This is a genomic window from Luteibacter sp. (assembly GCF_051958795.1).
Taxonomy (GTDB): domain Bacteria; phylum Pseudomonadota; class Gammaproteobacteria; order Xanthomonadales; family Rhodanobacteraceae; genus Luteibacter.
In genome coordinates this window covers 1-22213 of record NZ_JBQCFT010000334.1, presented here as the reverse complement: position 1 = coordinate 22213, position 22213 = coordinate 1, and the positions used below count along the sequence as shown (strand labels likewise).

The following is a 22213-nucleotide window of genomic DNA, read 5'->3' as shown; positions in this document are numbered from 1 at the left end:
CACCAGCTACATCACCGACGATCTGACGCTGACGGCCACGTACGGCAAGATGAAGGGCACCTACTACACCCCGGTGCCGGACTCTGATAACCCGCACGTGATCAACCCGCAGTTCCAGGATCCGGCGGTACTCGCGGGCGGCGCTCCGATCACCAACGATAATCCGACCACGCGCGTGTACGACCCGCAGCACAAGTCGACCAACCGCAACCTGCGCATCGACCTGAGCTATCACGCTGGTGACCACACCATCACCGGTGGTATCGATAATCAGGACGTCCGCGACAGCAACGACGGCCAGGGCACGTCCGGTCCGGGCTACGCCTGGGAATACAACAAGCACGATCCGCTTACGCCGATCGCTGGCGCCCCGGGTTCGTCGTCGTACGTCGCCGCGCCGGGTGGCGATGGTTACTACGTCGATCGCTATGTCTATGACGCTCGCGCTTCGGTGCGCGTGAAGCAGCGCGCCCAGTACCTCGAAGACTCGTGGCAGGTGAATGACCGCTGGCTGGTGAAGGTCGGTATCCGTAACGACCAGTTCACCAACTACAACGGCGTGAGCCAGGCTTACCTCAAGCTGACCTCGCCGCAGTGGGCACCGCGCCTCGGCGCTACCTGGGACGTCAATGGCGACTCCTCGCTGAAGGTCTACGCCAACGCCGGTCGTTACTACCTCGCCCTGCCGGCGAGCGTGGCGCTGCGTTCGGCAGGCCAGTCCCTGTACACCCGTGAGTACTTCACCTACACCGGCATCGACGCGCTGGGCCAGCCGACCGGCCTTGCGCCGATCGATACCGCCACGGGTGGTCCGATCTCTTCGAACCGCGAGTACGGCATCCCGCGTGATCCGAACACGGCCGCTTCGCGCAGCCTGAAGTCGGAATACCAGGACGAGTTCATCCTCGGCTTCGACAAGACCCTGGGCGACAAGTGGGTCTACGGCGCCAAGGCGACCGTGCGTAAGCTGAAGAACGCCATCGATGACGTCGGCGATTCGGACACCATCGAAGCCGCGCTGCTTCGTCAGGGCGTGGATCCGGCGACGATCGGTCCTATCCAGGGCAGCTACCTGTTCAACCCGGGTCGCGCTTCGGACTTCCTGGTGCCGAACACCAACGGCGGCTACTACACCGCTCACGTGACGAACGCCGACTTCGGCTTCCCGCATCTGAAGCGCAACTACTATGCGCTTGAGATGTACCTCGAGCATCCGTTCGATGGTAAGTGGTACGGCAAGGTCGACTACCTGTACTCGAAGAGCTACGGCAACTCGGAAGGCCAGGTCCGTTCGGACATCGGCCAGACCGACGTGTCGGCCACTGTCGACTGGGATTTCCCGTCGCTCATGGTCTACTCGAACGGCGAGCTCTCGAACAGCCGTCGCCACACGCTGAAGGCGTATGGTTCGTACCAGCTGACCGACGAATTCCTGCTCTCGGGTAACCTGACGATCCAGTCGGGCGCTCCGAAGGACTGCCTGGGCTATTTCGGCGCGGACGAGTCGGATCCGACGGGTTACAACTCGTACTACCACTTCTGCTATGGCCAGCCGTCGCCTCCGGGCAAGCAGGGCCACCTGCCGTTCACCTACCTGATGGACCTGAGCGCCGAGTACCGTCCGGTCTGGGCGGACAAGAAGCTCGCGTTCACGGTGTCGGTGTTCAACGTGTTCAACAAGCGCGACAAGCTTGCGATCTACCCGCAGGCTGGCCAGACCGGCGCGGTCGATCCGGATTACACGACCACGCTGTTCCAGACCACCCCGCGTGACGCCCGCTTCGGCATCAGCTACGACTTCTAAGGAAGGGAGTCGGTGCCATGCCACCGCCCGCGAGGGCGGTGGCTGGGGTAAAGACGCCACCTTCGGGTGGCGTTTTTTTTGGAGGCGCTTGGATCGATCTAATCCGAATCGGTCTGAGATTTCCTAGGAATCAGTCACTTAGCGTTTTCGGCAGGATGCCTTCCCAAGTTGCGACCCCGGCCACGGATTTGAACCGACCGGACGGTGTTGCACTTGACTTTGCCAGCGGCCCATTTGCCGGTATGCTCCATCGTTCCCCCCGGAAGTCCTTGCGGGCCATGCGCTTGCGTATCTTCCGTGACCCACACACATTTCCGTTTCAAACGAGGCTCGACCATGCGCAGGATTCTCTTGTCGCTCGCATCCGCATCTGCCCTGGCGCTTGCCGGCTGCGGCGGCGGTTCGGACAACAACGGCCAGCAGGCCGCCGCTGGTGGCGACAGTGCTCCCGCCGCTCCCGCTAATGCCGTTACCGGCACCGTGACCCTGCGCGACGCTGGCGCCTCGCTGTCGCCGGACGCCAAGCTCGAGCTTAAGCTCGTCGACGTCTCGGCCGAGGGCTCGCAGCCGCTCGCCACCAAGTCGATCGCGCCGGTGACCCTGCCGCAGCAGTTCCAGCTCGACTTCAATGCGTCGGACGTGAACCCGAACGACATGTACATCGTCGAGGTCTCCCTGCAGGACGGCGAGCGCCACTACTCGTCGCCGCTGAAGACCCCGGTGCTGACCAAGGGCGCCAAGAACCAGGCCAACATCCAGCTCGTCGGTGAAGCCACCCCGGGTGAGAAGGAACTGGCTGGCTACGAGTCCGTCAAGAAGAACATCGGCGGCATGAAGATGACCCAGGGCACCGCGCTGAAGGAAGGCGAATCGCGCGGCTGGCAGATCTTCAAGAAGGGCAACGACGTCCTGTTCGTCATCGAGCTGGTCGACTACGGTGACAAGGGCTTCACCTCCACGAACTACGCTTACAAGAACGGTAAGCCGTGGGTCATCGTGCAGGAGAAGAAGCCGAGCAAGGATGCCAAGCCGACCTCGACCGAGCGTGCAGGCTGGAACGACGCCGGCGAACTCGTGCTGAAGCAGAACCAGGCTGGCAGCAAGGTCGACGAACTGAGCGAAGGCGATGCCAACACCCTGAAGAGCCAGGGCGAGGCGATGTACTCGAAGGCTGGCGGCAAGAAGTAAGCCGCAGCTTCATGGATAAAGAAAAACGCCGGCTTTCGCCGGCGATTTTTTATGCCTCGGATGGGCTAGCCATATAGGCCAGCCCATGTCGGGCGGCCTTAGAGCGCGAGCTTCACGCCCACGCTAAGGCTGTTGAGGCGCTGGCTGTCGTCGCTGAAGCGGCCGCTGTAGCTGGCCCAGCCACTCCAGCTCTTGCTGAAGTCGGCGGAGACGCCGACGTCGGCGGTGACCCAGGTCTTGTCGGGCGAGAAGCCCTGCAGCTCGAACTTGCCGCTCATGTTGGTCAGGCCAGCGGTGACGTAGCGATCTTCCGCGCGGCCATCGTGGTTGTAGGCGACTTCCGCGAACGGATGCACCGTGGTGTTACCCGCGGCCCACGAGCCCTGCAGGCGCCAGCCGCCGGTTTCGATGCGCGCGTTACGCACCTGCCGGCCGAAGGTCATGGCGGTGCTGGTGTTGTTGCGCTCGGAGTAACCATCGACGCGCAGCTGCTCCACTTCCACCGTAACGAACGGACCGGTCTTCAGCGTCTCGCTACCGAACCACCAGCCGCCGGTGAGGCCGCCGCCGACATGCGAGCCCTGGGTCTTGCCGGACTCGGTGCGGCGCGCGGCGCCAAGGTCGATACGGCGATCGATATCGGTGAAGCTCAGCTGGCCGAAGCTAGCGAACGCACCGACGTAGCCGCCACCCTGGTGGTAGAAGGCGTAACCCGTGCCGGCGATGTCCTGCATCTTGTAGCCGCCACCGCCCTTGAAGTCCGCGTTGGCCTGGGTGAGGCCCAGGGCGACGCCGGCGTTGAAGTTTTCGTTGATCTTCGCGTCGGCACCGACGGTCAGGTTCACATTGTCGCTGTCGGTCTTCGGCGAGGTGCCGGTGTCCTTGTACTTCTGCTGGCCGTAATCGACCGACGCGAAGAAGCGCGAATCGGCGCCCAGGTTGTCGGCCATCATTTCATTGCGCAGTGCGCGCATGTGCGCGGCATCGGAAGCGAGGCCGGCTTCGCCAAGCAGCGAGATCTGGCGCGGGGCTTCCAGCACCGAGATCGCGTACTGGCTGAGCAGCGCGTGCGCGGCGGTGGTCGGATGGATGCCGTCGGCGAACAGCCAGGTGGCCGCAGCGTTCGGGTCGCGCAGCGTCGCCGGCGAGCAGGTGATAGAGCTGGCGGTGGTGCAGGCCGGCACGGTGACGTTGGTGAAGCCGTACGCCGACGGGTTGGCGATCACTTCGTTCAACAGGCTGTAGGTATCGATCGGCACGATGCCCTTGTTCGCCGAGGCCAGGCCACCGGAGAGGACGCCGTTGTAGAGCTGCGCGAGAGAGGTCACGCCCGCGGCAGCCGCGGCGCCCTGGGACTGGGCGGCCGGCGTCTTGCCGATATCGGGCAGGTTGAAGACGACGATGGTCTTGGCGCCTGCAGCCTGCAGGGCCTTGATCTGGCCGACTTCCTGCTGGGCAGCGGTGCCCACGACGACCTGCGCGGTCGCCGGGTTGGCCGTGGCGGCCAGGATGTCGTTGGCGCCGATCCACATGGTGTACAGCGCGTTCGGGTTGGCCTTGCCACCGTTGGCAGTGAGGTAGCCCTGGATCTGCGCCGACGTGGCCGGGACCGGATTGGCGATGCCCGCGCGGGCGCCACCGAAGGCGTAGTCCGTGCCGCCCTGTAGGGAAGGCGTCAGGGTGAGGTTGAAGTACTTCGCGATGTTCTCGACCGCGACGGTACCCGGGTTGGTGGTGAAGCGGGTGATGACCGGGGAGCCGGAAAGGATGGCGACGTTGCCGTTATCGCTCAGGCTGTCACCGAACGAGACGACCTGCTGGAACCCGTCGGCGTGCGCCCCGGCACTGAACAGAAGGGCGGCACCGATGGCGCCTGCGAGATGACGAATACGCATTTGGAATCACTCCGTGTGTGGGGCGTTAGAGAATCGTTACGGTAGCCGAAGCCATACGGCGGCGCATGCTGCGCCGCCGCAGGTTTTTGGAAATGGAGAAGGCCATTGACTGTAGGAGCTCACCCTGTGAGCGACGCCGTTCGCGAAAGCCCCGCAGGACCTGCAGCGCTTTCGCGAAACATGTCGCCCACAGGGTGGGCTCCTGCGAGGAGCGGTTGCCTCAGCGCTTGAGCGCTTTCGAAAACGCGTCGGCGAACGCGCTGTTGGCGGGTGCGGGCGCGGCCTTCGGCGGCTGCGGCCCACGGCCACCACCACCGCCCGGACCACGGCGGTTGCCGCCACCGGAGGCGTCATCGCGCGCGCCACCCGGGCGACCCGTGCGTGCTTCGCCCGGCACGTCATCCAGGCGCATGCTGAGCGCGATGCGCTTGCGCGGGAGGTCTACTTCCATGACCTTCACCTTGACGATGTCACCGGCCTTCACCGCATCGCGCGGATCCTTGACGAAGGTGTGCGACAGCGCCGACACGTGGACCAGGCCATCCTGGTGCACGCCGATATCGACGAACGCACCGAACGCGGCGACGTTGGTGACACGGCCTTCCAGCACCATGCCGACCTTGAGGTCCTTAAGGTCTTCGACGCCCTCGGCGAAGCTGGGCGCGACGAATTCCGGACGCGGATCGCGGCCGGGCTTTTCCAGTTCCTTGAGGATGTCGCGGACCGTCGGCACGCCGAACGATTCATCGGTGAAATCCTCTGCCTTCAGCCCGCGCAGGAACGACGTGTCGCCGATGATCTGCTTCACCTCGCGGCCGCACTGCTTGAGAATTCGCTCAACGACCGGGTAAGCCTCGGGATGCACCGAGCTCGCATCGAGCGGGTTCGTGCCACCGGTGATGCGGAGGAAGCCGGCGCACTGTTCGAAGGCCTTGTCGCCAAGGCGCGGCACCTTGAGCAGATCCTTGCGGCTGCCGAAGGCGCCGTTGGCGTCACGGTGCTTCACCACGTTCTCGGCGACGCTGGCGGAGAGGCCGGCGACGCGGGCGAGCAGCGGGGCAGAGGCCGTGTTCACGTCGACGCCCACGGCGTTAACGCAGTCTTCCACGCGCGCATCGAGCGCGCGCGCCAGCTTCACCTGGTTCACGTCGTGCTGGTACTGGCCCACGCCGATGGCCTTGGGTTCGATCTTCACCAGCTCGGCCAGCGGATCCTGCAGGCGGCGCGCGATGGAAACGGCACCACGGATCGACACGTCGAGCTCCGGGAATTCCTTCGCCGCGAGTTCGGACGCCGAATACACCGACGCGCCCGCTTCGCTCACCACCACCTTCGACAGGTTGAGGTCGGCGTGCTTGCGCATGACATCGCCGGTGAGCTTGTCGGTTTCGCGCGAGGCCGTGCCGTTGCCGATCGCGACCAGGTTCACGCCGTGCTGCTTGCACAGCTGCGCGATGCGGGCGACGGACTGATCCCACTGGTTGCGCGGCTCGTGCGGATAGATGGTGTCGTACGCGAGCAGCTTGCCCGTGGCGTCCACGATGGCCAGCTTGCAGCCCGTGCGGATGCCCGGGTCCAGGCCCATCACGGTCTTCGCGCCGGCGGGCGCGGCGAGCATGAGGTCCTTCAGGTTTTCGCCGAACACGCGGATGGCTTCGTCCTCGGCGCCTTCGCGCACGCGGCCGAACAGGTCGAGCGTCAGGTGAAGGTGCAGCTTGACGCGCCAGGTGAGGCGCACGGTCTCGCGCAGCCATGCATCGGCGGGGCGGCCGCGGTCGCTGATGCCGGCGCGTGCGGCCACGCGGCCTTCGCCTTCGGCGTGGCCCTGGTCAGGATCGAGCGCAGGGTTCAGGTCGATCTCGAGGACGCCTTCGTTCCGCGCGCGCATGAGGGCGAGCAGGCGGTGCGAGGGGATCTTCGAGAGCGCTTCGGTGTGGTCGAAGTAGTCGCGGAACTTCGAGCCTTCGTTTTCCTTGCCGGGGACGACCACGGCGCGGATCTGGCCCTTGTCCCACAGCCAGTCGCGGAGTTCGCCCACGAGGGCGGCGTCTTCGGCGATGACTTCCATCAGGATGGCCCGGGCGCCGTCGAGGGCGGCCTTGACGTCGGCGACGCCCTTTTCGGCGTCGACGAAGCCGGCGGCGACCGTTTCCGGATCCTGCGAAGGATCCTCGCGGAGACTCGTGGCCAGCGGCTCGAGCCCCGCCTCGCGGGCGATCTGCGCCTTGGTGCGGCGCTTGGGCTTGTAGGGCAGGTAAAGGTCTTCCAGGCGCGCCTTGGTGTCGGCGGAGAGGATGTCGGCCTTGAGGGCGTCGGTCATCTTGCCCTGCTCGACGATGCTCTCGACGATGGCCGCGCGGCGGTCTTCCAGTTCGCGCAGGTAGCGCAGGCGCTCTTCAAGCAGGCGCAGCTGGGTGTCGTCGAGGCCGCCGGTCACTTCCTTGCGGTAGCGGGCGATGAACGGCACGGTGGCGCCGCCGTCGAGGAGATCCACCGCCGCGCGCACCTGGTCGGGCTTGGCGGCGATGTCCTGGGCGATACGTTGTTCGATGCTCTGCATGTCTTTCCTGTGCTTGCTCGGCCGGCCGAAGCGAGGGCCGGGCCGCCGATGATAGCAAGCAGGGCCGCCCGGCCGACCCCCGGGCCGGCCGGCGGCATGCGTCAGGCGTCGAAGCTACCGCTCGCGCCGTTGCGTGGGGCCGGGGTGGCGCGGGTGTCGGCGCGCCCCGACAGCACGTAGGTGCCCGCCAGCATGTCGTGGACGCCCTGCTTGCGCTCGGAGAACGCCGCCGTGACGTAGAACACCATGGGCAGCAGGACCGAGAGGAAGGGCACCGCGTTGGCCAGGCGGATGAGGTTGCGCCCGGCGGCGCGGGCCACGGTGAGGCGCTGGCCCGAGGTATCGGTGACGCGGATGCCCACGGCGAGCTTGCCGGGGGTTGCCTGCCACTTCGAGGCCTCGAAGAAGACGTAGTAGGCGAAGCCGATCAGCAGCACGACGTAGCTGATCGGGCGTGCCTGCTCGAGGTACGCGCTGACCGCGGCGGTCTGGTCGGTCTCCATCTGCGAGAACAGCGTGGTGATCGCGTGCTGGAAGCCCATCGCCATGGCGACGAAGGTGGCCGGGATGGTGATGAGGATGTAGTCGATCACCCACGCGCCGAAGCGCAGCCAGAACCCGGCGTACTCCGGTGCCACCGTGTTCTCGGTGATGCCCATGAACGGCGGCGGGGGCGGCGGCACGGCACCCGGCGCAGCCTCGGCCGGGGCCGGGCGGTCCTCGGGGAAGAGCTCACCGAGCGGGCGCCAGTCGGTCATGCCCTCGTACCAGCCCAGCTCCTCGGGACGGCAGGTGCCGTCGCGCAGCCACTGGCGGATTTCGTCATCGCGGTAAGGGCCGAAGCGTTCGCCGTTCCGTCCGATCCAGACTTGCATGGTGTGTCATCCGTTAAATCGCCAATCTCAACAGATGATGCCAGATGACCGCGGGCCCGCCGAGGGCCAGAGGTCAGGCGGCGCGGCGCTTGAGGTGGACCAGCAGCAGCGAGATGGCGGCAGGGGTGACGCCACTGATCCGCGAGGCCTGGCCGATGGTGGCCGGCAGCGAGCGCTTCAGCTTGGTCAGCACCTCGGCCGATAGCCCGCGCACGCGGTCGTAGTCGAAATCCCCGGGGATGGCCGTGGTCTCATGGCGACGCTGGCGCTCGATCTCTTCGCGCTGGCGCTCCAGGTAACCCGAATACTTCGCCTGCACTTCGACCTGCGTGGCGACCTCGGCATCGGCGACCGCCGGGCCCAGTTCTTCCACGGCCATGAGCGCGGCGTAATCCAGCTCCGGCCGGCGCAGCAGGTCCAGCGCATGGGTTTCCCGGCTCACAGCGATGCCAAGCGCCCGCTCGACGGCGGCGCCAAGCGTGTTGGTCGGGGCGGCCCACAAGCCACGCAGGCGGGCGGTCTCGCGCTCGGCCGCTTCACGCTTGGCTTCCAGGCGGCGGAACTGCTCCTCCGGCACCACGCCGCGCGCGTAGCCGGCGGGCGTCAGGCGAAGGTCGGCGTTGTCTTCGCGCAGGTGCAGGCGGTACTCGGCGCGCGAGGTGAACATGCGGTACGGCTCGATCGTGCCGTTCGTGGTGAGGTCGTCGATCAGCACGCCTACGTAGGCTTCGTCGCGGCGCGGGTACCAGGGGCTTTCGCCACGCACGGCGAGGGCCGCATTCATGCCCGCGATAAGGCCCTGGGCGCCCGCTTCCTCATAACCCGTGGTGCCGTTGATCTGCCCCGCGAAGTACAGGCCGGGGATGCCCTTCGTGTCCAGCCACGGATGCAGGCCGCGCGGATCGAAATAGTCGTATTCGATGGCATAGCCGGGCCGCGTGATGTGCGCGTTCCCGAAACCGGGGATCGAGCGCACCAGGGCGTACTGCACGTCGAACGGCAGCGAGGTCGAGATGCCGTTCGGGTAGATCTCGAAAGTATCGAGTCCCTCGGGTTCCACGAAGATCTGGTGCGAAAGCTTATCGGCGAAGCGCACCACCTTGTCCTCGATCGAGGGGCAGTAACGCGGACCGACGCCTTCGATCTGGCCGCTGTACAGCGGTGAGCGATCCAGCGACCCACGGATGAGGTCGTGGGTGGCTTCGGTGGTATGCGTGATCCAGCAGCTCACCTGGCGCGGATGGTCCGCGGCCGAGCCCATGAACGAGAAGTGCGGCATCGGGTTATCCCCGGGCTGCTCCTCGAGCTTGCTGAAGTCGATGCTGCGACTGTCGATGCGCGGCGGCGTGCCGGTCTTCAGGCGGTCGGCGGCCACGGGCAGTTCGCGCAGCTTCGCCGCCAGGGTGGAGGCCGGCGGATCGCCCGCGCGACCACCGGCGTACTGCGCCGGGCCGATGTGGATCTTGCCCGCGAGGAACGTGCCCGCGGTGAGCACGACGGCAGGTGCATGGAAGTCCAGGCCCATCTGCGTACGCACGCCGATGACCCGTCCGTTCTCCAGCAGCAGGTCGTCAACGGCTTGCTGGAAGAGCTGCAGGTTCGGCTGGGTCTCGACGATGTGGCGGATGGCTGCCTTGTACAGCGTGCGATCGGCCTGGCAGCGGGTGGCGCGCACGGCCGGGCCCTTCGAGGCGTTAAGCGTGCGCCACTGGATGCCGGCCCTGTCCGCCGCGCGGCCCATCGCGCCGCCCAGTGCGTCGATCTCCTTCACCAGGTGGCCCTTGCCGATGCCGCCGATGGCCGGGTTGCAGCTCATCTGGCCGATCGTCTCGATGTTGTGGCTGAGCAGCAGCGTGCGCGCGCCAGTACGCGCCGCGGCAAGCGCGGCCTCGGTACCGGCGTGACCGCCACCGACCACGATCACGTCGTAGGTTTCTTTATGCAGCATGGGAAGGGCTAGGGGCGAAGGACCAGGTTGGTCATTTTAGCGCCAGTTACAGTTGTAACGGTTGGCACGATCGGTGCTTTGCTTACAGCGCACTTCCACCGGGCAGACGCAGCGCGATATCCGCGCGCCGAGATCGAGCGACAGGGGCTTGATCGAGTGCCGGGGGAAGGAAGCGGGATGTGGGCAAGGATGCCCCATTCGGTTCTAAGAATGAGATCTGGCGCCCAGCGGTCTCAGGAACAGGGGGAATCCAGGATGACCGTGCTGCTGGGCGCCAGAAACCGAAGTGATTGGCACGAATAGCCGCGGCCCCTGCCGCGGCTTTCTTCGTTGAAACGTACACTACTCTGTTCCGATGAACCGTGTGTGACTTTTTCGTCAACGAATGACTCTAATTCGGCAATTGGTGACGCTGAGCGTCAGTTTTTGATAATCACGTCACCCCAGCGCAACTCGCGCCAGGATGTCCGTGAGGTCACGCGAGAGATCCTTTCGCCCGGCCAGTTCAGCGACGACCGCGTGTGCGGCTTCCCGGCGGACCGGCTCGAGACGTTTCCAGCCATTGAACGCCGTGGCGACGCGCGCCGCGACCTGTGGATTCAGCGCATCGATGGCGACCAGGCGGTCGGCCAGCCAGCGATAGGCGGCACCGTCGGCGCGATGGAAACCGGTCGGGTTCATCCGCGCGAATGAGCCGATGAGCGCCTGCACGCGGTTCGGGTTTTTCAGCGTGAACGCCGGATCGCCCTCGAGCGCCTGGACCCGGCCCAGCGCGGCGTCGCCCGGTAGCTGCGCCTGCGTCGCGAACCACTTGTCCAGCGCGAGCGCATTGCCGTCGTACTGGTGCCGGAAGGCCGCCAGCGGCGCGTCGCCAGCGGCGGGATCGGCGATCGCCAGCGTGGTCAATGCCGCCAGGCGGTCGGTCATCGAAGGTGCCCCGGCGTACTGCGCGGCGGCGAGCGCCACGGCGTCCTTCGTTACCGCGAGGGCGAGCAGGTCGAGCACCCGGCGCTTCAGCTGGCGCCGTGCCTGGTCGGCCGCGGTCAGGCCCGCGTTCGCCTGTGCGCGCAAGGCGTCGTACCGCGTGCGCAAGGCATCGGCGCCGATGGCGTTGGCCAGCGCACGCAACATGCCCTGGCGGACGGCACGGATGCGCTCGGGATCGCGCTCGGCCTGGCGCTCCACCAGTTCGATCTCGCCGGGCGGCGTGAGCAGTTCGGCGAGCAGCGCATCATCGATGCCTTCCTCGCTGAACAGCCCGGCCAGCGCGCCGGTCCATGCCTGGACGGCCGCGCCGTCAGGGTGGCCGTCGCGGAACGCATCGTAAGCCAGGCCGGCGAGTTGCTGCCCGGCGTCCCAGCGGTTGAAACCATCGGGGTCGTGGCGGAGCAGCAAGGCCAGCTCGGCCGGCGCGTACTCGCATTCCAGGATCACGGGCGCCGAGAAGCCGCGCAGCAACGACGGGACGGGTGCGACATCGACATCCTCGAACACGAACGCCTGCTCCGCGCCCGTCAGCACGAGGGTGCGTTCGCTGGCGCCTGCGCTCTCCTCGCCCTCGAGGCGCAGCGGCAGGGCCTTGCCACTCGGGTCGAACAGCGAAAGGCGCACCGGCACGGGCAGGGCCTGCTTCTCCGGCTGGCCCGCACTGGCCGGCGTGCGCTGGCGCAGCAGCAGGCGGTAGCGGCGCTTAGCGGCGTCGTGGCGGCCCTCGGCGCTCAGTCGCGGCGTGCCGGCCTGGCCGTACCAGGCGAGATAAGGTGAGAGGTCCACGCCGTTCGCGTCGCCCAGCGCCTTGAGGTAGTGCTCGATCGTCGCCGCTTCGCCATCGTGGCGCGCGAAGTACAGGTCCATGCCCTTGCGGAAGCCCTCGCGGCCCAGGTGGCCGGCGATCATCCGCACGAGTTCGGAACCTTTCTCGGACACCGTGGCGGTGTAGAAGTTGTTGATCTCGGTGTACTGCGACGGCCGCACCGGGTGCGACAGCGGGCCGGCGTCTTCCGGGAACTGCGCCCGGCGCAGCAGCGCGACGTCTTCGATGCGCTTCAGGGGCGCCGAATTCATGTCCGCCGAGAAGCTCTGCTCGCGGAACACCGTGAGGCCTTCCTTCAGGCTCAGCTGGAACCAGTCGCGGCAGGTGACGCGATTGCCGCTCCAGTTGTGGAAGTACTCATGCGCGACCACGGCTTCCACGTGGCGGTATTCGTCGTCGGTGCTCGAATCCGGGTCCGCCAGCAGGTACTTGGCGTTGAAGATGTTGAGACCCTTGTTCTCCATCGCGCCCATGTTGAAGTCATGGGTGGCGACGACGTGGAACACATCCAGGTCGTAGTTGCGGCCATAAGCCTGCTCGTCCCAGCGCATGGAGCGCTCGAGCGAGTCCATCGCGTAGTCGCAACGGTCGATGACATCGGCTTCCGCCCAGATGTGCAGCGCCACCTTGCGCCCATCGGCGGTGGTGTAGTCCTTGCTGATCCGCTCCAGGCGGCCCGCCACGAGCGCGAACAGGTAGCTCGGCTTCGGGTGCGGGTCGACGAAGCGTGCCCAGTGCCGGCCGTCGGGCAGTTCGCCGGTGCCATCCGGGTTGCCACCCGCCAGCAGCACCGGGAAACGGGCCTTGTCGGCGCGCAGGGTCACGGTGAACTTCGAGAGGACATCCGGGCGGTCGGGGTACCACGTGATGTGGCGGAAACCTTCGGCCTCGCACTGCGTGAGCAGGAAGCCCTGGTCGCGGCTGCCGGAGAGATACAGGCCCTCGAACGCGGTGTTCTCCGCCGGGCGGATGGCCACCCGTGTCGTCAGCGTGCAACGGTCGCCATCGACGCCGACCTCGAGCACGCCGTTTGCCAGGATGTATTCGCCATCGCCCAGCTGCCGGCCGTCGACCTGGAGTTCCAGCAGTTCCAGCCCTTCGCCGTTCAGGCGGATCGGCTCATCCGCCTGGCGGACCATGGCGAGCGTCGCATGCACCTCCGTCCGATCGATGCCGAGATCGAACTCCAGCGCGACATGCTCGACGGCCCATGCCGGCGGGCGGTAATCGGCGAGGCGGATGACGGCGGTCGGGGTCTCGGAACGGTCGCTCATGGCTTCAGGAACTTCGTGGTGCGGGCTCAGGCAGGCTAACATGCGGCCTGATTCGTCAAAAGGAACCCTTTCCATGTCCCGTTTCACCGTGACACGTTCCTCGATGGGCACGCAGGAAGTGCTCGTCCTCCGCGATAGCCAGGCCCAGCGCGAGATCCACATCGCCCGCCGCGGCGCCACCGTGCTGTCGATCAGCCTCCCGACAGGCGGCGGTACGCGCAATATCGCGGACGCCTTTCTTAACGAACAGGAACTGGTGCCGCACAAGGGCTCGCGTTTCGCCGTGATGACGCCGTTCGCCAATCGCATCAACGATGCGCGTTATACGTTTGAAGGAACTTCCTACGATTTGCAGCCGGGTGTCACCGGTGCCGATCGCGCCATCCGTCATGGCTTCGTGCGTGGCGCCATGTTCGACGTGGCGCACGAGGAGGCAGGCGACGATCACGCACAGGTGACGTTCGCGACGCAGGCGATCCGCCCGGATGCGTATCCCGGTTACCCGTTTGCGCTGAACTTCAGCATCACGTTCACCCTGGATGCCAAGGGTCTGTCCATCGAGACCCATACGCGCAACGTGGGCGACCATGCGGCACCGGTGTTCTTTGGCTGGCACCCGTATTTCCGCATCTCGGACAACTCGATCGATACCTGGGAGTTGCAGGTGCCGGCGCAGACGGTGATCGCGACGGATCCGGGGTTCATTCCGCTGCCGGGCCGCGAAGCGTGGAAGTCGATCGACGACGTGGATGCGTCCCTCGATTTCCGCCAGACGCGCAGCATCGGTGCCACGGAACTCAACACCACCTACACCGATCTCCAGGTGGATGACGATGGCAAGGCGCGCACCTACCTGAGCGATCCGAAGACGGGCACGAAGATCGCGGTGTGGCAGCAGCGTGGTGTGATGCTGGCGTTCACTTCGGATACGAACGAGCGGGACCCGCGCAAGTCGGTCGCGCTGGAACCGATGGAATGCATGGCCGATGCGTTCAACCGCGAGGACTGCGCCGCGCAGCTCCGCCTTGCACCCGGTGAGGATCGTCGCTTCGTCTGCGGGGTGGAGTTCATCGCGTGATGCTTCCTTCGTACGCCGATGTGCGTGACGCGGCGGCGCGCATCGCGCCGTATGCGCGGGTGACGCCGGTCATGCGCAGCGATTTGATTGATGCGCGCACCGGGGCCACCGTCTGGTTCAAGTGTGAAAACCTGCAGCGTGGCGGTGCATTCAAGTTCCGCGGGGCGACCAATGCCGTATGGTCGCTCGGCGAGGAAGAGGCCGCGAGCGGGGTGGTGACGCATTCCTCGGGTAACCATGGCAATGCGCTCGCCATGGCTGCGCGCACGCGGGGCATCGTGGCACACGTGGTGGTTCCCGATGGCGCGGTGAAGGCGAAGGTCGACGCGATCATTGAGGCTGGCGCGACCGTGCATCGTTGCGCGGCGACGACCCAGGCACGCGAAGCGAAAGCGGCGGAAGTCATGGCGGCAACGGGTGCGAACCTGGTGCACCCCTACGCCGATTCGCGCGTGATGGCCGGGCAGGGCACGCTCGTGCCAGAGCTGCTGAAGCACGCGCCGGGCATCAATACGATCCTGTTTCCCGTCGGTGGGGGTGGCCTGGCCGCAGGTTGTTCCATCGCCGCGCACGGCATCGATCCGGCCATCAGGCTACTTGGCGCCGAGCCCGAAGGCGCCGATGACACCGCGCGTTCCCTTGAAGCGGATGAGCGCGTCGGCCCGTTCACGCCGGACACCATCTGCGACGGCCTGCGCACGCTGGTGGGTGAACCCAACTTCCATGCGCTGCGTGACCACCAGGTGCGCGTGCTGCGCGTGAGTGATGATGAGGTGGTCGCGGCCATGCGGCTGATGTGGTCGGAGCTGCGGATCATCGTGGAACCCTCGAGCGCCACGACGCTGGCAGCGTTGCTGCGTTATCCGGATGAGTTCGCCGGGCGCACCGTGGGTGCCGTCGTCACTGGCGGCAATGTCGACCTGGATGCCTTGCCCTGGTGAAGCAACGCGCGGGCGTCGCTGATCGACGTGTCAGCGGCGCACCGCCGCATGACGGCCTCGCCCGCGGCGTCGTCGACGGTTAGCCCCACGCTCTTCGCTTAGCTCCACGGACAGCGCTCCGCCTGTGCGGTTCCTAACCTAGTCGCCTATCCAAGACGACGAGGTGAGCCATGCGCTGTCCCTGGGCCGAGCAGACCGATATCGAGCGTGAATGGCACGACATGGAATGGGGGCGGGTCCTGCACGATGACCGCCAGCTGTTCGAATTACTTTCACTGAAAGGCGCGCAGGCCGGCCTGGCCTGGCGAACGGTGCTGCGCAAGCGCGACGCCTACCGCCGGCTGTTCCACGATTTCGATATCGCGCGCGTGGCCGCCATGGATGACGACGAGCTGGCCCTGGCCGCCTGCGATCGCGGCATCATCCGCCACCGCCTGAAGATCGCCTCGGTGCGCGCCAACGCGCGCATCATCGTGGGCATGGCGGGAAAGGGGGAATCGTTCGCCGACCTGCTCTGGTCATTCACGGGTGGCAAGATCATCCGCAACACGCACGTCCTGCCGGCCGACGTGCCGATGCGGTCCGTCGAGTCGGATGCGATGAGCCACGAATTGCAGCGCCGCGGTTTCCGTTTTGCCGGTACGGCGATCTGCTACGGTGTCATGCAGGCGGCGGGGATGGTCAACGACCACCTCGTCACCTGTGACTGCTACCGGCGTCCGCTCAGGTGAACGGATTCTTCCGGCGCGAACCGCGCAGCTTGTCGATCGAGAAGCTGGCGATCTCGCCCGAGCCCTCGCGACGCGACTGGCCTTCGGGCGGGCCCCACGCATGCGCGGTCACCACTTCCCAGGTGGAAGGAATGGTGCCTTCGGTGCGCAGCGCTTCGTACGCGTCGAGCATGCGCTTGTAGTGTTGCTTGCCGGTCAGGCCGCGCAGGCGGCCTGCGTCGGCATTGTTCGCACCGAGGCCGCGCAGCTCGTCGAGCAGCGCGCGTGGCGTCGGGTAGGTCAGCGTGTAGCGTTCGGCGAACAGCACCGGGTCCTTCAGGCCCTGGGCCAGCATCGCATCGCCCACATCGTGCATGTCGAGGAAGCGGGCGACGTGGGCATGCTGGTCGGCGCTGGCCCAGGCGGCGCGCAGTTCACTGAGCGTGTCCGGGCCAATGGTCGAGAACGTGAGCAGTCCGCCCGGCTTCAACACGCGTGCGCATTCGGCGAACAGCCGCTGCAGGTCCTCGCACCATTGGAAGCAAAGGTTGGAGAACAGGATGTCGACGCTGTTGTCTGGCACGGGCAGCGTGTACGCATCGGCCTGCACGCGCGCGAACGGCTTCAGCCATCCGGCATGCTGCTTCGCCTGCTTCAGCATGGGTAGCGCGAGATCGACGGCGATCACCTGGGCCTTGGGATATTTCTTCTTCAGTGCGGCGGTGCCGCGGCCGGTACCGGCGCCGACATCCAGCACCACCTCGGGTACCTGCGGAAATACATCCAGGCGTTCGATCAGCGTGGCCTGCACTTCGCGCTGGAGTGCGTCGTGCTTTTCATAGGTGCCGGCGGCGCGCCCGAAATTGCGGCGGACCTGGCGGCGGTCGAAATGGAAATCGCTCATGCGTCGGAACCGGTGAACTGCGTGAGGACGGCCGCCAGTTCGGCGGCGTGTCCAATGAAAGGGGCGTGGCCGGCGTGTGCCAGCTCCACGAAACGTCCGCCCGCGGCCTCCGCCGCCGAGCGCATGGCCTCCGGGTGCACGATGCGGTCGCGCCGCCCCGCTATCCAGAGGCTCGGCATGGTGAGCTCGTGCAGCTGCGTGCGCAGGTCGCTCTCTTCGAGCAGGCGCAGGCCTTCGAGCAGCACGCGCGGGTCTGGCTCGCCGCGCTCATAGGCCTCGGTCATCAGCCGCCGGGTCTCGGCGCGCGGATCCTGGCTGCCCATGGCTTCGAGGGCGATGAAGCGATCGACCGTGGCCTTGTAGTCGGTCTCCAGGTCAGCCGCGAGCTTGCGCACCATGGCGGGATCGTTGCCGTGCGGCCAATCCTCGCCACGCACGAACTTCGGCGTCGAGCTCACCGGCACCAGGCGTTGCACGGCACCCGGGAAATCCAGCGCCGCCGTCGTTGCGACCAGCCCACCCAGCGACCAGCCGAGCCAGTTGGCGGGCGGCGTCTCACGGATGATCGCCTCGGCACAGGCGTGCGGATCCAGCGGGATCGATGAGTCGCGCGAGTGGCCGTGCCCGGGCAGGTCCACCAGGTACATGTCGCAATGTGCCTCGAGCGCTTCGGCCAGCGGATGCAGGATGCCGCCGTGCATGGCCCACCCGTGGAGCATCACCAGCGGCGTGCTGCCGCTGCCGCGTCGCTCGATGTAGAGGCCGCTCACGGGGCCTCGCTCGGGGCGAGGGCGGGATCCACCGCGCCACGGCCGTCGAACACGAAGCAGTCGCCGCGCCAGTGCGCGCCACCGACTTCCTCGAAATACTTGAGGATGCCGCCTTCCAGCTGGAACACGTGCTCGATGCCGATCTCGCGCATGTGGATGGCGGCCTTTTCACAACGGATGCCGCCCGTGCAGAACGACACCACCGTCTTGCCGTCGAAGCGCTCGCGATCGGCGGCGACCGCGCCGGGGAAGCCGGTGAACGAGGCGAGGCCGTATTCCACGGTGTTTTCAAACGTGCCCGCGGCGACTTCGTAGTCGTTGCGCGTATCGAGCAGCACGACTTCGCGGCCGGCATCGTCGTGGCCCTGGTCGAGCCAGCGGCGCAGGTCGGCCGGCAGCACATGCGGTGCGCGGCCTGCCTCGGGGCGGATCGCCGGCGCGTGCATCGTGATGATTTCTTTCTTCAGGCGCACGCGCATGCGGCCGAACGGTACGTCGTCCGACCAGCTTTCCTTCGGCGCGATGTCGGCGAAGCGCGGATCCTCATGCAGCCATGCCATGAACGCATCGATCGCCTCGCGTGGCGCGGCCAGGAACAGGTTGATGCCCTCGGGCGCAAGAAGGATGGTGCCCTTCAGTGCCAGCGCCTCGCAGCGCGCCATGATCCGCTCGCGCAGGGCGGCGAGATCGTCGAGGCCGACGAACTTGTAGGCGGAAATGTTGAGGATGGACATGGGCATGGGGCGAAGCGCGGGGCCGCCCATTATACGGCGAGGGCCTGCGCTGGCAGGGGAACCCGGCCCAGGGCCTCCAGCAGGGCGTCGATCCGGGCCTCCGTATGGGCCGCCGAGAGGGTGATGCGCAGGCGGGCCGCGCCCCTCGGGACCGTCGGCGGGCGGATCGGCACCACCAGGAACCCGGCTCGCTCCAGCATCCGGGCGGCGGCCAGCGCCGCGCCGGCATCGCCCAGGACCAGCGGCTGGATGGCCGTCTGGCTCGGCAGCAAAGGAAGGCCTAGCTGGGCCGCGCCGGCGCGGAACCGGGCGATGTGGGCGGCCAGCTGCTCGCGGCGTCCCTCGGTGTCTTCGCGTACCAGGCGCACCGCGGCGCGGGTGGCCGCGGCCAGCGCGGCGGGCATGGCAGTGGTGTAGATGTAGGGTCGGGCGAACTGGACGATGGCGTCGATCACGTCGGCGTCGCCCGCGACGAACGCGCCCGCGCAGCCCAGCGCCTTGCCCAGCGTGCCCATCAACACCGGGGCATCGGCGCTGCCAAGCCCTGCGGCGGCGAGGGAGCCGGCGCCGTGCCGGCCGAGCACGCCCAGGCCATGGGCGTCATCCACATAAAGCATGGCGCCGCGGTCGCGGCAGAGCGACGCCAGCGCCGGCAACGGCGCGATGTCGCCATCCATGCTGAACACGCCATCGGTGGCGAGCAGGGCTGGCGCATCAGGCTGCGCATCCAACTGGCGCGCCGCCGCTGCCACGTCCGCATGCGGGTAACGGCTCAGCGCGGCACCCGCGAGCTGGGCGCCATCGATGAGGCTGGCGTGGTTGAGCTTGTCCTGCACGCACAGCGCGGTATCGCGCCCGGGCATGGCGCCGGCACCGAGCAGTGCCTGCAGCGCGCCGAGGTTGGCCATCACGCCGGTGGAAAAGAGCACCGCGCGTTCGCGGCCCGTCCAGTCGGCGAGCTCCTCCTCGAGCGCGGCATGCTCGCCGCGATGGCCGGAGACCAGGTGGGCCGCACCGGTGCCGACACCTTCGACCGCAGCTGCACGCGTCAGCGCCGCCACCAGGTCACGGTGGCTTGCCAGGCCCAGGTAATCATTACCGCAGAAGTCGGCGAGGACCCGTTTGCCAACGAGGCGTCGGCCGCCCGGAAGCACATCACACGTGCGCACGCGGCGGAGCAGGCCTTCGCGCTCACGTTGCGCGCGCGCGGCGGCGATCCGGGCGCGCAGGTCCGGCCGCGTGCTCACGCCGCGTCGGCAGGTTCGATGATGTCGGCGTGGACCGTGCCGGGTTCGACTTCGACCTCGAGCGGTTTCAGGCCAAGGCGCTCGAAGAGGCGGCGGTCATGCTCGACGTCGGGGTTGCCGGTGGTGAGCAGCTTTTCCCCGTAGAAGATGGAGTTCGCGCCCGCGGCGAAACACAGCGCCTGCAGCGCGTCGTCCATGGTTTCGCGCCCAGCGGAGAGGCGCACGACGGAGGCCGGCATGAGGATGCGCGCGACCGCGATGCTGCGCACGAACTCGAACGGATCCAGCGCCTCAGTGCCATGCAGCGGCGTGCCTGCAACCTGTACCAGCCGGTTGATCGGCACCGACTCCGGGTGCTCCGGCAGGTTCGCCAGCGTGCGCAACAGCCCGGCGCGCTGCGCACGGGATTCACCCATGCCGACGATGCCGCCGCAGCAGGTCTTCATGCCGGCGTGGCGCACGTTTTCGAGGGTATCCAGGCGGTCCTGGTACTCGCGCGTGTGGATGATCTCGCCGTAGAAATCCGGCGAGGTATCGAGGTTGTGGTTGTAGAAATCGAGGCCGGCGCCTTTCAGGGTCTCGGCCTGCGACTGGCTCAGCATGCCGAGCGTCGCGCAGGTCTGCAGGCCCAGGCCCTTCACCGCGCTGACGATCTCGGCCACCTTGGCGACATCGCGATCCTTCGGCGCGCGCCAGGCGGCGCCCATGCAGAAGCGGCTGGCTCCCGCATCCTTCGCGGCCTGGGCGCGGGCCAGCACGGCCTCCACGCTCATCAGCTTCTCGGCCTTCACCCCGGTGGCGTAACGCGCCGCCTGCGGGCAGTAGGCGCAATCCTCCGGGCAGCCGCCCGTCTTGATCGAGAGCAGGGTGGAAACCTGAACCGCATTCGGGTCGTGGTGCTGGCGGTGGACCGACTGGGCCTGGAACAGCAAGTCGTTGAATGGCAACGAAAACAGGCTTTCGACCTCGTCGACGGTCCAGTCGTGGCGGAGGGCTGCGGTCATGGAAGGCTCCCGTGGCGAAGGCGCGCAGTGTCGGCGGCTGCTTACACACTGTCAACCTTAACGGCATGTCACTGGTTTACCGCTGAACGGCCCCGTGCTGCCGTACGATCAGGCCGTCCCCCTCCCCAGGAGTCACCCCCCATGAGTGCAGCAGGTCAGGGCAGTTCCGGTAACGTCATTGCCGCGGTGTGCAGTTTCTTCATCCCCGGCCTGGGCCAGCTCGTGCAGGGGCGCGTCTTCAAGGCGTTGATCATGTTCGTGCTCGCCGCGGTGCTCTGGATCATCTGGCTGGGCTGGCTCATCCACCTGTGGTCGATCGTCGACGCGGCGATGTACCGGCCGAACAACTGACCCCCTTCTAGGAATGGATGCATGGATGCACTCCCCTGGCTGGCCCGACTGGGCCGGTTCCTCCTGCCACTGCGTTGCCTGCTCTGTGGCGCGGACGGCCACGATGGCATCGAGCTGTGTGCCGGTTGCACCGAAGCGCTGGTGTTGAATCGCTTCCATTGCGATCGCTGCGCGCTACCCCTGGCACGTACGATGGAGCGTTGCACTGACTGCGCGAAGACCGCGCGCCCCTGGCAACGCGCGTGGGTGCCTTACCGCTATGCGTGGCCGCTGGACTTGCTCGAGACGCGCTTCAAGTTCGGTGGCGATCTGGTCGCGGGAAAGGTGCTGTCGCGGCGCTGGATAGCCGCCGGAGCGCCGCCGGGCCTGCCGCAGGCGATCGTACCGGTGCCGTTGCACGCTGCACGGCTGCGCGAACGCGGCTTCAACCAGGCACTCGAACTAGCCCGGCCACTGGCGCGGCACCACGGTATACCGCTGCGGCCTGAACTGCTACAGCGCCTGCGCAGTACCGATGCGCAGAGCGAGCTTGATGCCGAAGCGCGGGCAGCGAACATTCGCGATGCGTTCGTTGCATCCGTGCCGCCGGGGCTGGGTCACGTGGCGGTCGTGGATGACGTGATGACCACCGGTGCCACACTGGAGGCCTGCACGCTGGCGTTGCAGCGTGCAGGGGTGGCACGGGTGGACGTGTGGGCGTTGGCGCGGACGGCAAAACCCGGCTACGCCGATTTGTAGGAGCGCGCTGTGGGAGCGTGCTGTGGGAGCGTGCGTGCCCGCCAAGGGTGCGTGCGCCACCCTCGCACGCGCTCCACCCAGCGCCCCCCCAATCGCGCCCTCCGCGGCTTTACCCTCGTCGAAATGACGGTGGGCTTGATGGTGACCCTCATCGCGGGGGGCATCATCTTTTCCGCCATTCGCACGGTCGCCCTTCTGGGCGCCAAGAATGGAGCGGTCAACTATACGCACCAGCAGAGCCAGGGATTGATCCACAAAGCGGTCTCGAACATTCGCTCCTCCGTCTCGATACCGGCGCTCGCGGATACCAACTTGTCCGCGGTGGGCGGTAGCGGGCCGGCGGCCGGGGTGACCTACCAGACCTTGGTGGCCGGTCCTT

Annotated in this window: 17 protein-coding genes and 1 pseudogene; 8 read left to right on the top strand and 10 right to left on the bottom strand. The window is 67.0% G+C overall.

Annotated features, from left to right (window positions below; translation table 11 throughout):
- Positions 1-1804: pseudogene (locus tag ACTHLF_RS17410) on the top strand (Oar protein); the annotation flags it as partial.
- 336 nt (positions 1805-2140) lie between these two features.
- Positions 2141-2992, top strand: coding sequence for a YbaY family lipoprotein (locus ACTHLF_RS17405; protein ID WP_440328938.1), 852 nt, complete (start codon positions 2141-2143; stop codon positions 2990-2992).
- 98 nt (positions 2993-3090) lie between these two features.
- Here the strand turns inward: ACTHLF_RS17405 and ACTHLF_RS17400 are convergent, their stop codons facing one another.
- The 5 genes from ACTHLF_RS17400 to pepN all read right to left on the bottom strand — a co-directional run bounded on the left by ACTHLF_RS17400 (position 3091) and on the right by pepN (position 13357).
- The gene (locus ACTHLF_RS17400) at positions 3091-4887 is read right to left on the bottom strand and encodes an autotransporter domain-containing protein (protein WP_440328936.1); all 1797 of its coding nucleotides are present in this window, start codon (positions 4885-4887) and stop codon (positions 3091-3093) included.
- Positions 4888-5107: 220 nt separating this feature from the next.
- The gene (locus ACTHLF_RS17395) at positions 5108-7447 is read right to left on the bottom strand and encodes a Tex family protein (RefSeq protein ID WP_440328935.1); all 2340 of its coding nucleotides are present in this window, start codon (positions 7445-7447) and stop codon (positions 5108-5110) included.
- A 101-nt stretch (positions 7448-7548) separates the two neighbouring features.
- A complete protein-coding gene (locus ACTHLF_RS17390; RefSeq protein ID WP_440328933.1) occupies positions 7549-8322 on the bottom strand; it encodes an RDD family protein in 774 nt (257 codons plus the stop codon).
- 73 nt (positions 8323-8395) lie between these two features.
- Positions 8396-10270 (bottom strand): tRNA uridine-5-carboxymethylaminomethyl(34) synthesis enzyme MnmG, encoded by a 1875-nt coding sequence (gene mnmG / locus ACTHLF_RS17385; protein ID WP_440328931.1) that lies wholly within the window; start codon positions 10268-10270, stop codon positions 8396-8398.
- Positions 10271-10708: 438 nt separating this feature from the next.
- A complete protein-coding gene (gene pepN / locus ACTHLF_RS17380) occupies positions 10709-13357 on the bottom strand; it encodes an aminopeptidase N (protein ID WP_440328929.1) in 2649 nt (882 codons plus the stop codon).
- Positions 13358-13430: 73 nt separating this feature from the next.
- On the opposite strand from pepN, the gene ACTHLF_RS17375 reads away from it, so the two are divergent.
- The 3 genes from ACTHLF_RS17375 to ACTHLF_RS17365 all read left to right on the top strand — a co-directional run bounded on the left by ACTHLF_RS17375 (position 13431) and on the right by ACTHLF_RS17365 (position 16107).
- Positions 13431-14435, top strand: a complete 1005-nt coding sequence (locus ACTHLF_RS17375) for an aldose 1-epimerase (protein WP_440328928.1) — start codon at positions 13431-13433, stop codon at positions 14433-14435.
- On the top strand, positions 14435-15376 hold the full coding sequence (locus ACTHLF_RS17370) for a threonine ammonia-lyase (RefSeq protein WP_440328941.1): 942 nt from the start codon (positions 14435-14437) through the stop codon (positions 15374-15376). Before ACTHLF_RS17375 ends, ACTHLF_RS17370 begins: the two co-directional genes overlap by 1 nt.
- A 170-nt stretch (positions 15377-15546) precedes the next feature.
- The gene (locus ACTHLF_RS17365; RefSeq protein WP_440328927.1) at positions 15547-16107 is read left to right on the top strand and encodes a DNA-3-methyladenine glycosylase I; all 561 of its coding nucleotides are present in this window, start codon (positions 15547-15549) and stop codon (positions 16105-16107) included.
- On the opposite strand, the gene bioC is transcribed toward ACTHLF_RS17365, so the two are convergent.
- From bioC to bioB, 5 genes are read right to left on the bottom strand one after another with little or no spacing between them, the layout of a single operon-like run.
- A complete protein-coding gene (gene bioC, locus ACTHLF_RS17360; RefSeq protein WP_440328925.1) occupies positions 16100-16990 on the bottom strand; it encodes a malonyl-ACP O-methyltransferase BioC in 891 nt (296 codons plus the stop codon). The genes ACTHLF_RS17365 and bioC overlap by 8 nt on opposite strands.
- Positions 16987-17709 carry a pimeloyl-ACP methyl ester esterase BioH gene (gene bioH, locus ACTHLF_RS17355; RefSeq protein WP_440328940.1) on the bottom strand — a complete coding sequence of 241 codons (723 nt, stop codon included), beginning with the start codon at positions 17707-17709 and terminating at the stop codon, positions 16987-16989. The genes bioC and bioH overlap by 4 nt, the downstream gene beginning before the upstream one ends.
- Before the next feature lie 47 nt (positions 17710-17756).
- Positions 17757-18500 (bottom strand): sulfurtransferase, encoded by a 744-nt coding sequence (locus ACTHLF_RS17350; protein ID WP_440328923.1) that lies wholly within the window; start codon positions 18498-18500, stop codon positions 17757-17759.
- A gap of 23 nt (positions 18501-18523) precedes the next feature.
- Positions 18524-19741, bottom strand: a complete 1218-nt coding sequence (gene bioF / locus ACTHLF_RS17345) for an 8-amino-7-oxononanoate synthase (RefSeq protein ID WP_440328922.1) — start codon at positions 19739-19741, stop codon at positions 18524-18526.
- Entirely contained in the window at positions 19738-20745 is a 1008-nt protein-coding gene (bioB, locus tag ACTHLF_RS17340) for a biotin synthase BioB (protein ID WP_440328921.1), read from the bottom strand. The genes bioF and bioB overlap by 4 nt, the downstream gene beginning before the upstream one ends.
- 141 nt (positions 20746-20886) lie before the next feature.
- Between bioB and ACTHLF_RS17335 the strand changes: the two genes are divergently transcribed.
- From ACTHLF_RS17335 to ACTHLF_RS17325, 3 genes are all read left to right on the top strand, one after another.
- Positions 20887-21096, top strand: coding sequence for a hypothetical protein (locus tag ACTHLF_RS17335; RefSeq protein WP_440328919.1), 210 nt, complete (start codon positions 20887-20889; stop codon positions 21094-21096).
- Positions 21097-21117: 21 nt separating this feature from the next.
- Positions 21118-21834, top strand: a complete 717-nt coding sequence (locus ACTHLF_RS17330; RefSeq protein ID WP_440328917.1) for a ComF family protein — start codon at positions 21118-21120, stop codon at positions 21832-21834.
- A gap of 138 nt (positions 21835-21972) precedes the next feature.
- Positions 21973-22213: hypothetical protein (locus tag ACTHLF_RS17325; protein WP_440328915.1), on the top strand; the 241-nt coding region annotated here is incomplete at its 3' end.

What these genes read in the sequence shown, in the direction of transcription:
- ACTHLF_RS17405 (WP_440328938.1), top strand. Translation starts at nt 2,141, where the DNA reads ATGCGCAGGATTCTCTTGTCGCTCGCATCCGCATCTGCCCTGGCGCTT.
- ACTHLF_RS17400 (WP_440328936.1), bottom strand. Translation starts at nt 4,887, where the DNA reads ATGCGTATTCGTCATCTCGCAGGCGCCATCGGTGCCGCCCTTCTGTTC.
- ACTHLF_RS17395 (WP_440328935.1), bottom strand. Translation starts at nt 7,447, where the DNA reads ATGCAGAGCATCGAACAACGTATCGCCCAGGACATCGCCGCCAAGCCC.
- ACTHLF_RS17390 (WP_440328933.1), bottom strand. Translation starts at nt 8,322, where the DNA reads ATGCAAGTCTGGATCGGACGGAACGGCGAACGCTTCGGCCCTTACCGC.
- mnmG (WP_440328931.1), bottom strand. Translation starts at nt 10,270, where the DNA reads ATGCTGCATAAAGAAACCTACGACGTGATCGTGGTCGGTGGCGGTCAC.
- pepN (WP_440328929.1), bottom strand. Translation starts at nt 13,357, where the DNA reads ATGAGCGACCGTTCCGAGACCCCGACCGCCGTCATCCGCCTCGCCGAT.
- ACTHLF_RS17375 (WP_440328928.1), top strand. Translation starts at nt 13,431, where the DNA reads ATGTCCCGTTTCACCGTGACACGTTCCTCGATGGGCACGCAGGAAGTG.
- ACTHLF_RS17370 (WP_440328941.1), top strand. Translation starts at nt 14,435, where the DNA reads ATGCTTCCTTCGTACGCCGATGTGCGTGACGCGGCGGCGCGCATCGCG.
- ACTHLF_RS17365 (WP_440328927.1), top strand. Translation starts at nt 15,547, where the DNA reads ATGCGCTGTCCCTGGGCCGAGCAGACCGATATCGAGCGTGAATGGCAC.
- bioC (WP_440328925.1), bottom strand. Translation starts at nt 16,990, where the DNA reads ATGAGCGATTTCCATTTCGACCGCCGCCAGGTCCGCCGCAATTTCGGG.
- bioH (WP_440328940.1), bottom strand. Translation starts at nt 17,709, where the DNA reads ATGCTCCACGGGTGGGCCATGCACGGCGGCATCCTGCATCCGCTGGCC.
- ACTHLF_RS17350 (WP_440328923.1), bottom strand. Translation starts at nt 18,500, where the DNA reads ATGCCCATGTCCATCCTCAACATTTCCGCCTACAAGTTCGTCGGCCTC.
- bioB (WP_440328921.1), bottom strand. Translation starts at nt 20,745, where the DNA reads ATGACCGCAGCCCTCCGCCACGACTGGACCGTCGACGAGGTCGAAAGC.
- ACTHLF_RS17335 (WP_440328919.1), top strand. Translation starts at nt 20,887, where the DNA reads ATGAGTGCAGCAGGTCAGGGCAGTTCCGGTAACGTCATTGCCGCGGTG.
- ACTHLF_RS17330 (WP_440328917.1), top strand. Translation starts at nt 21,118, where the DNA reads ATGGATGCACTCCCCTGGCTGGCCCGACTGGGCCGGTTCCTCCTGCCA.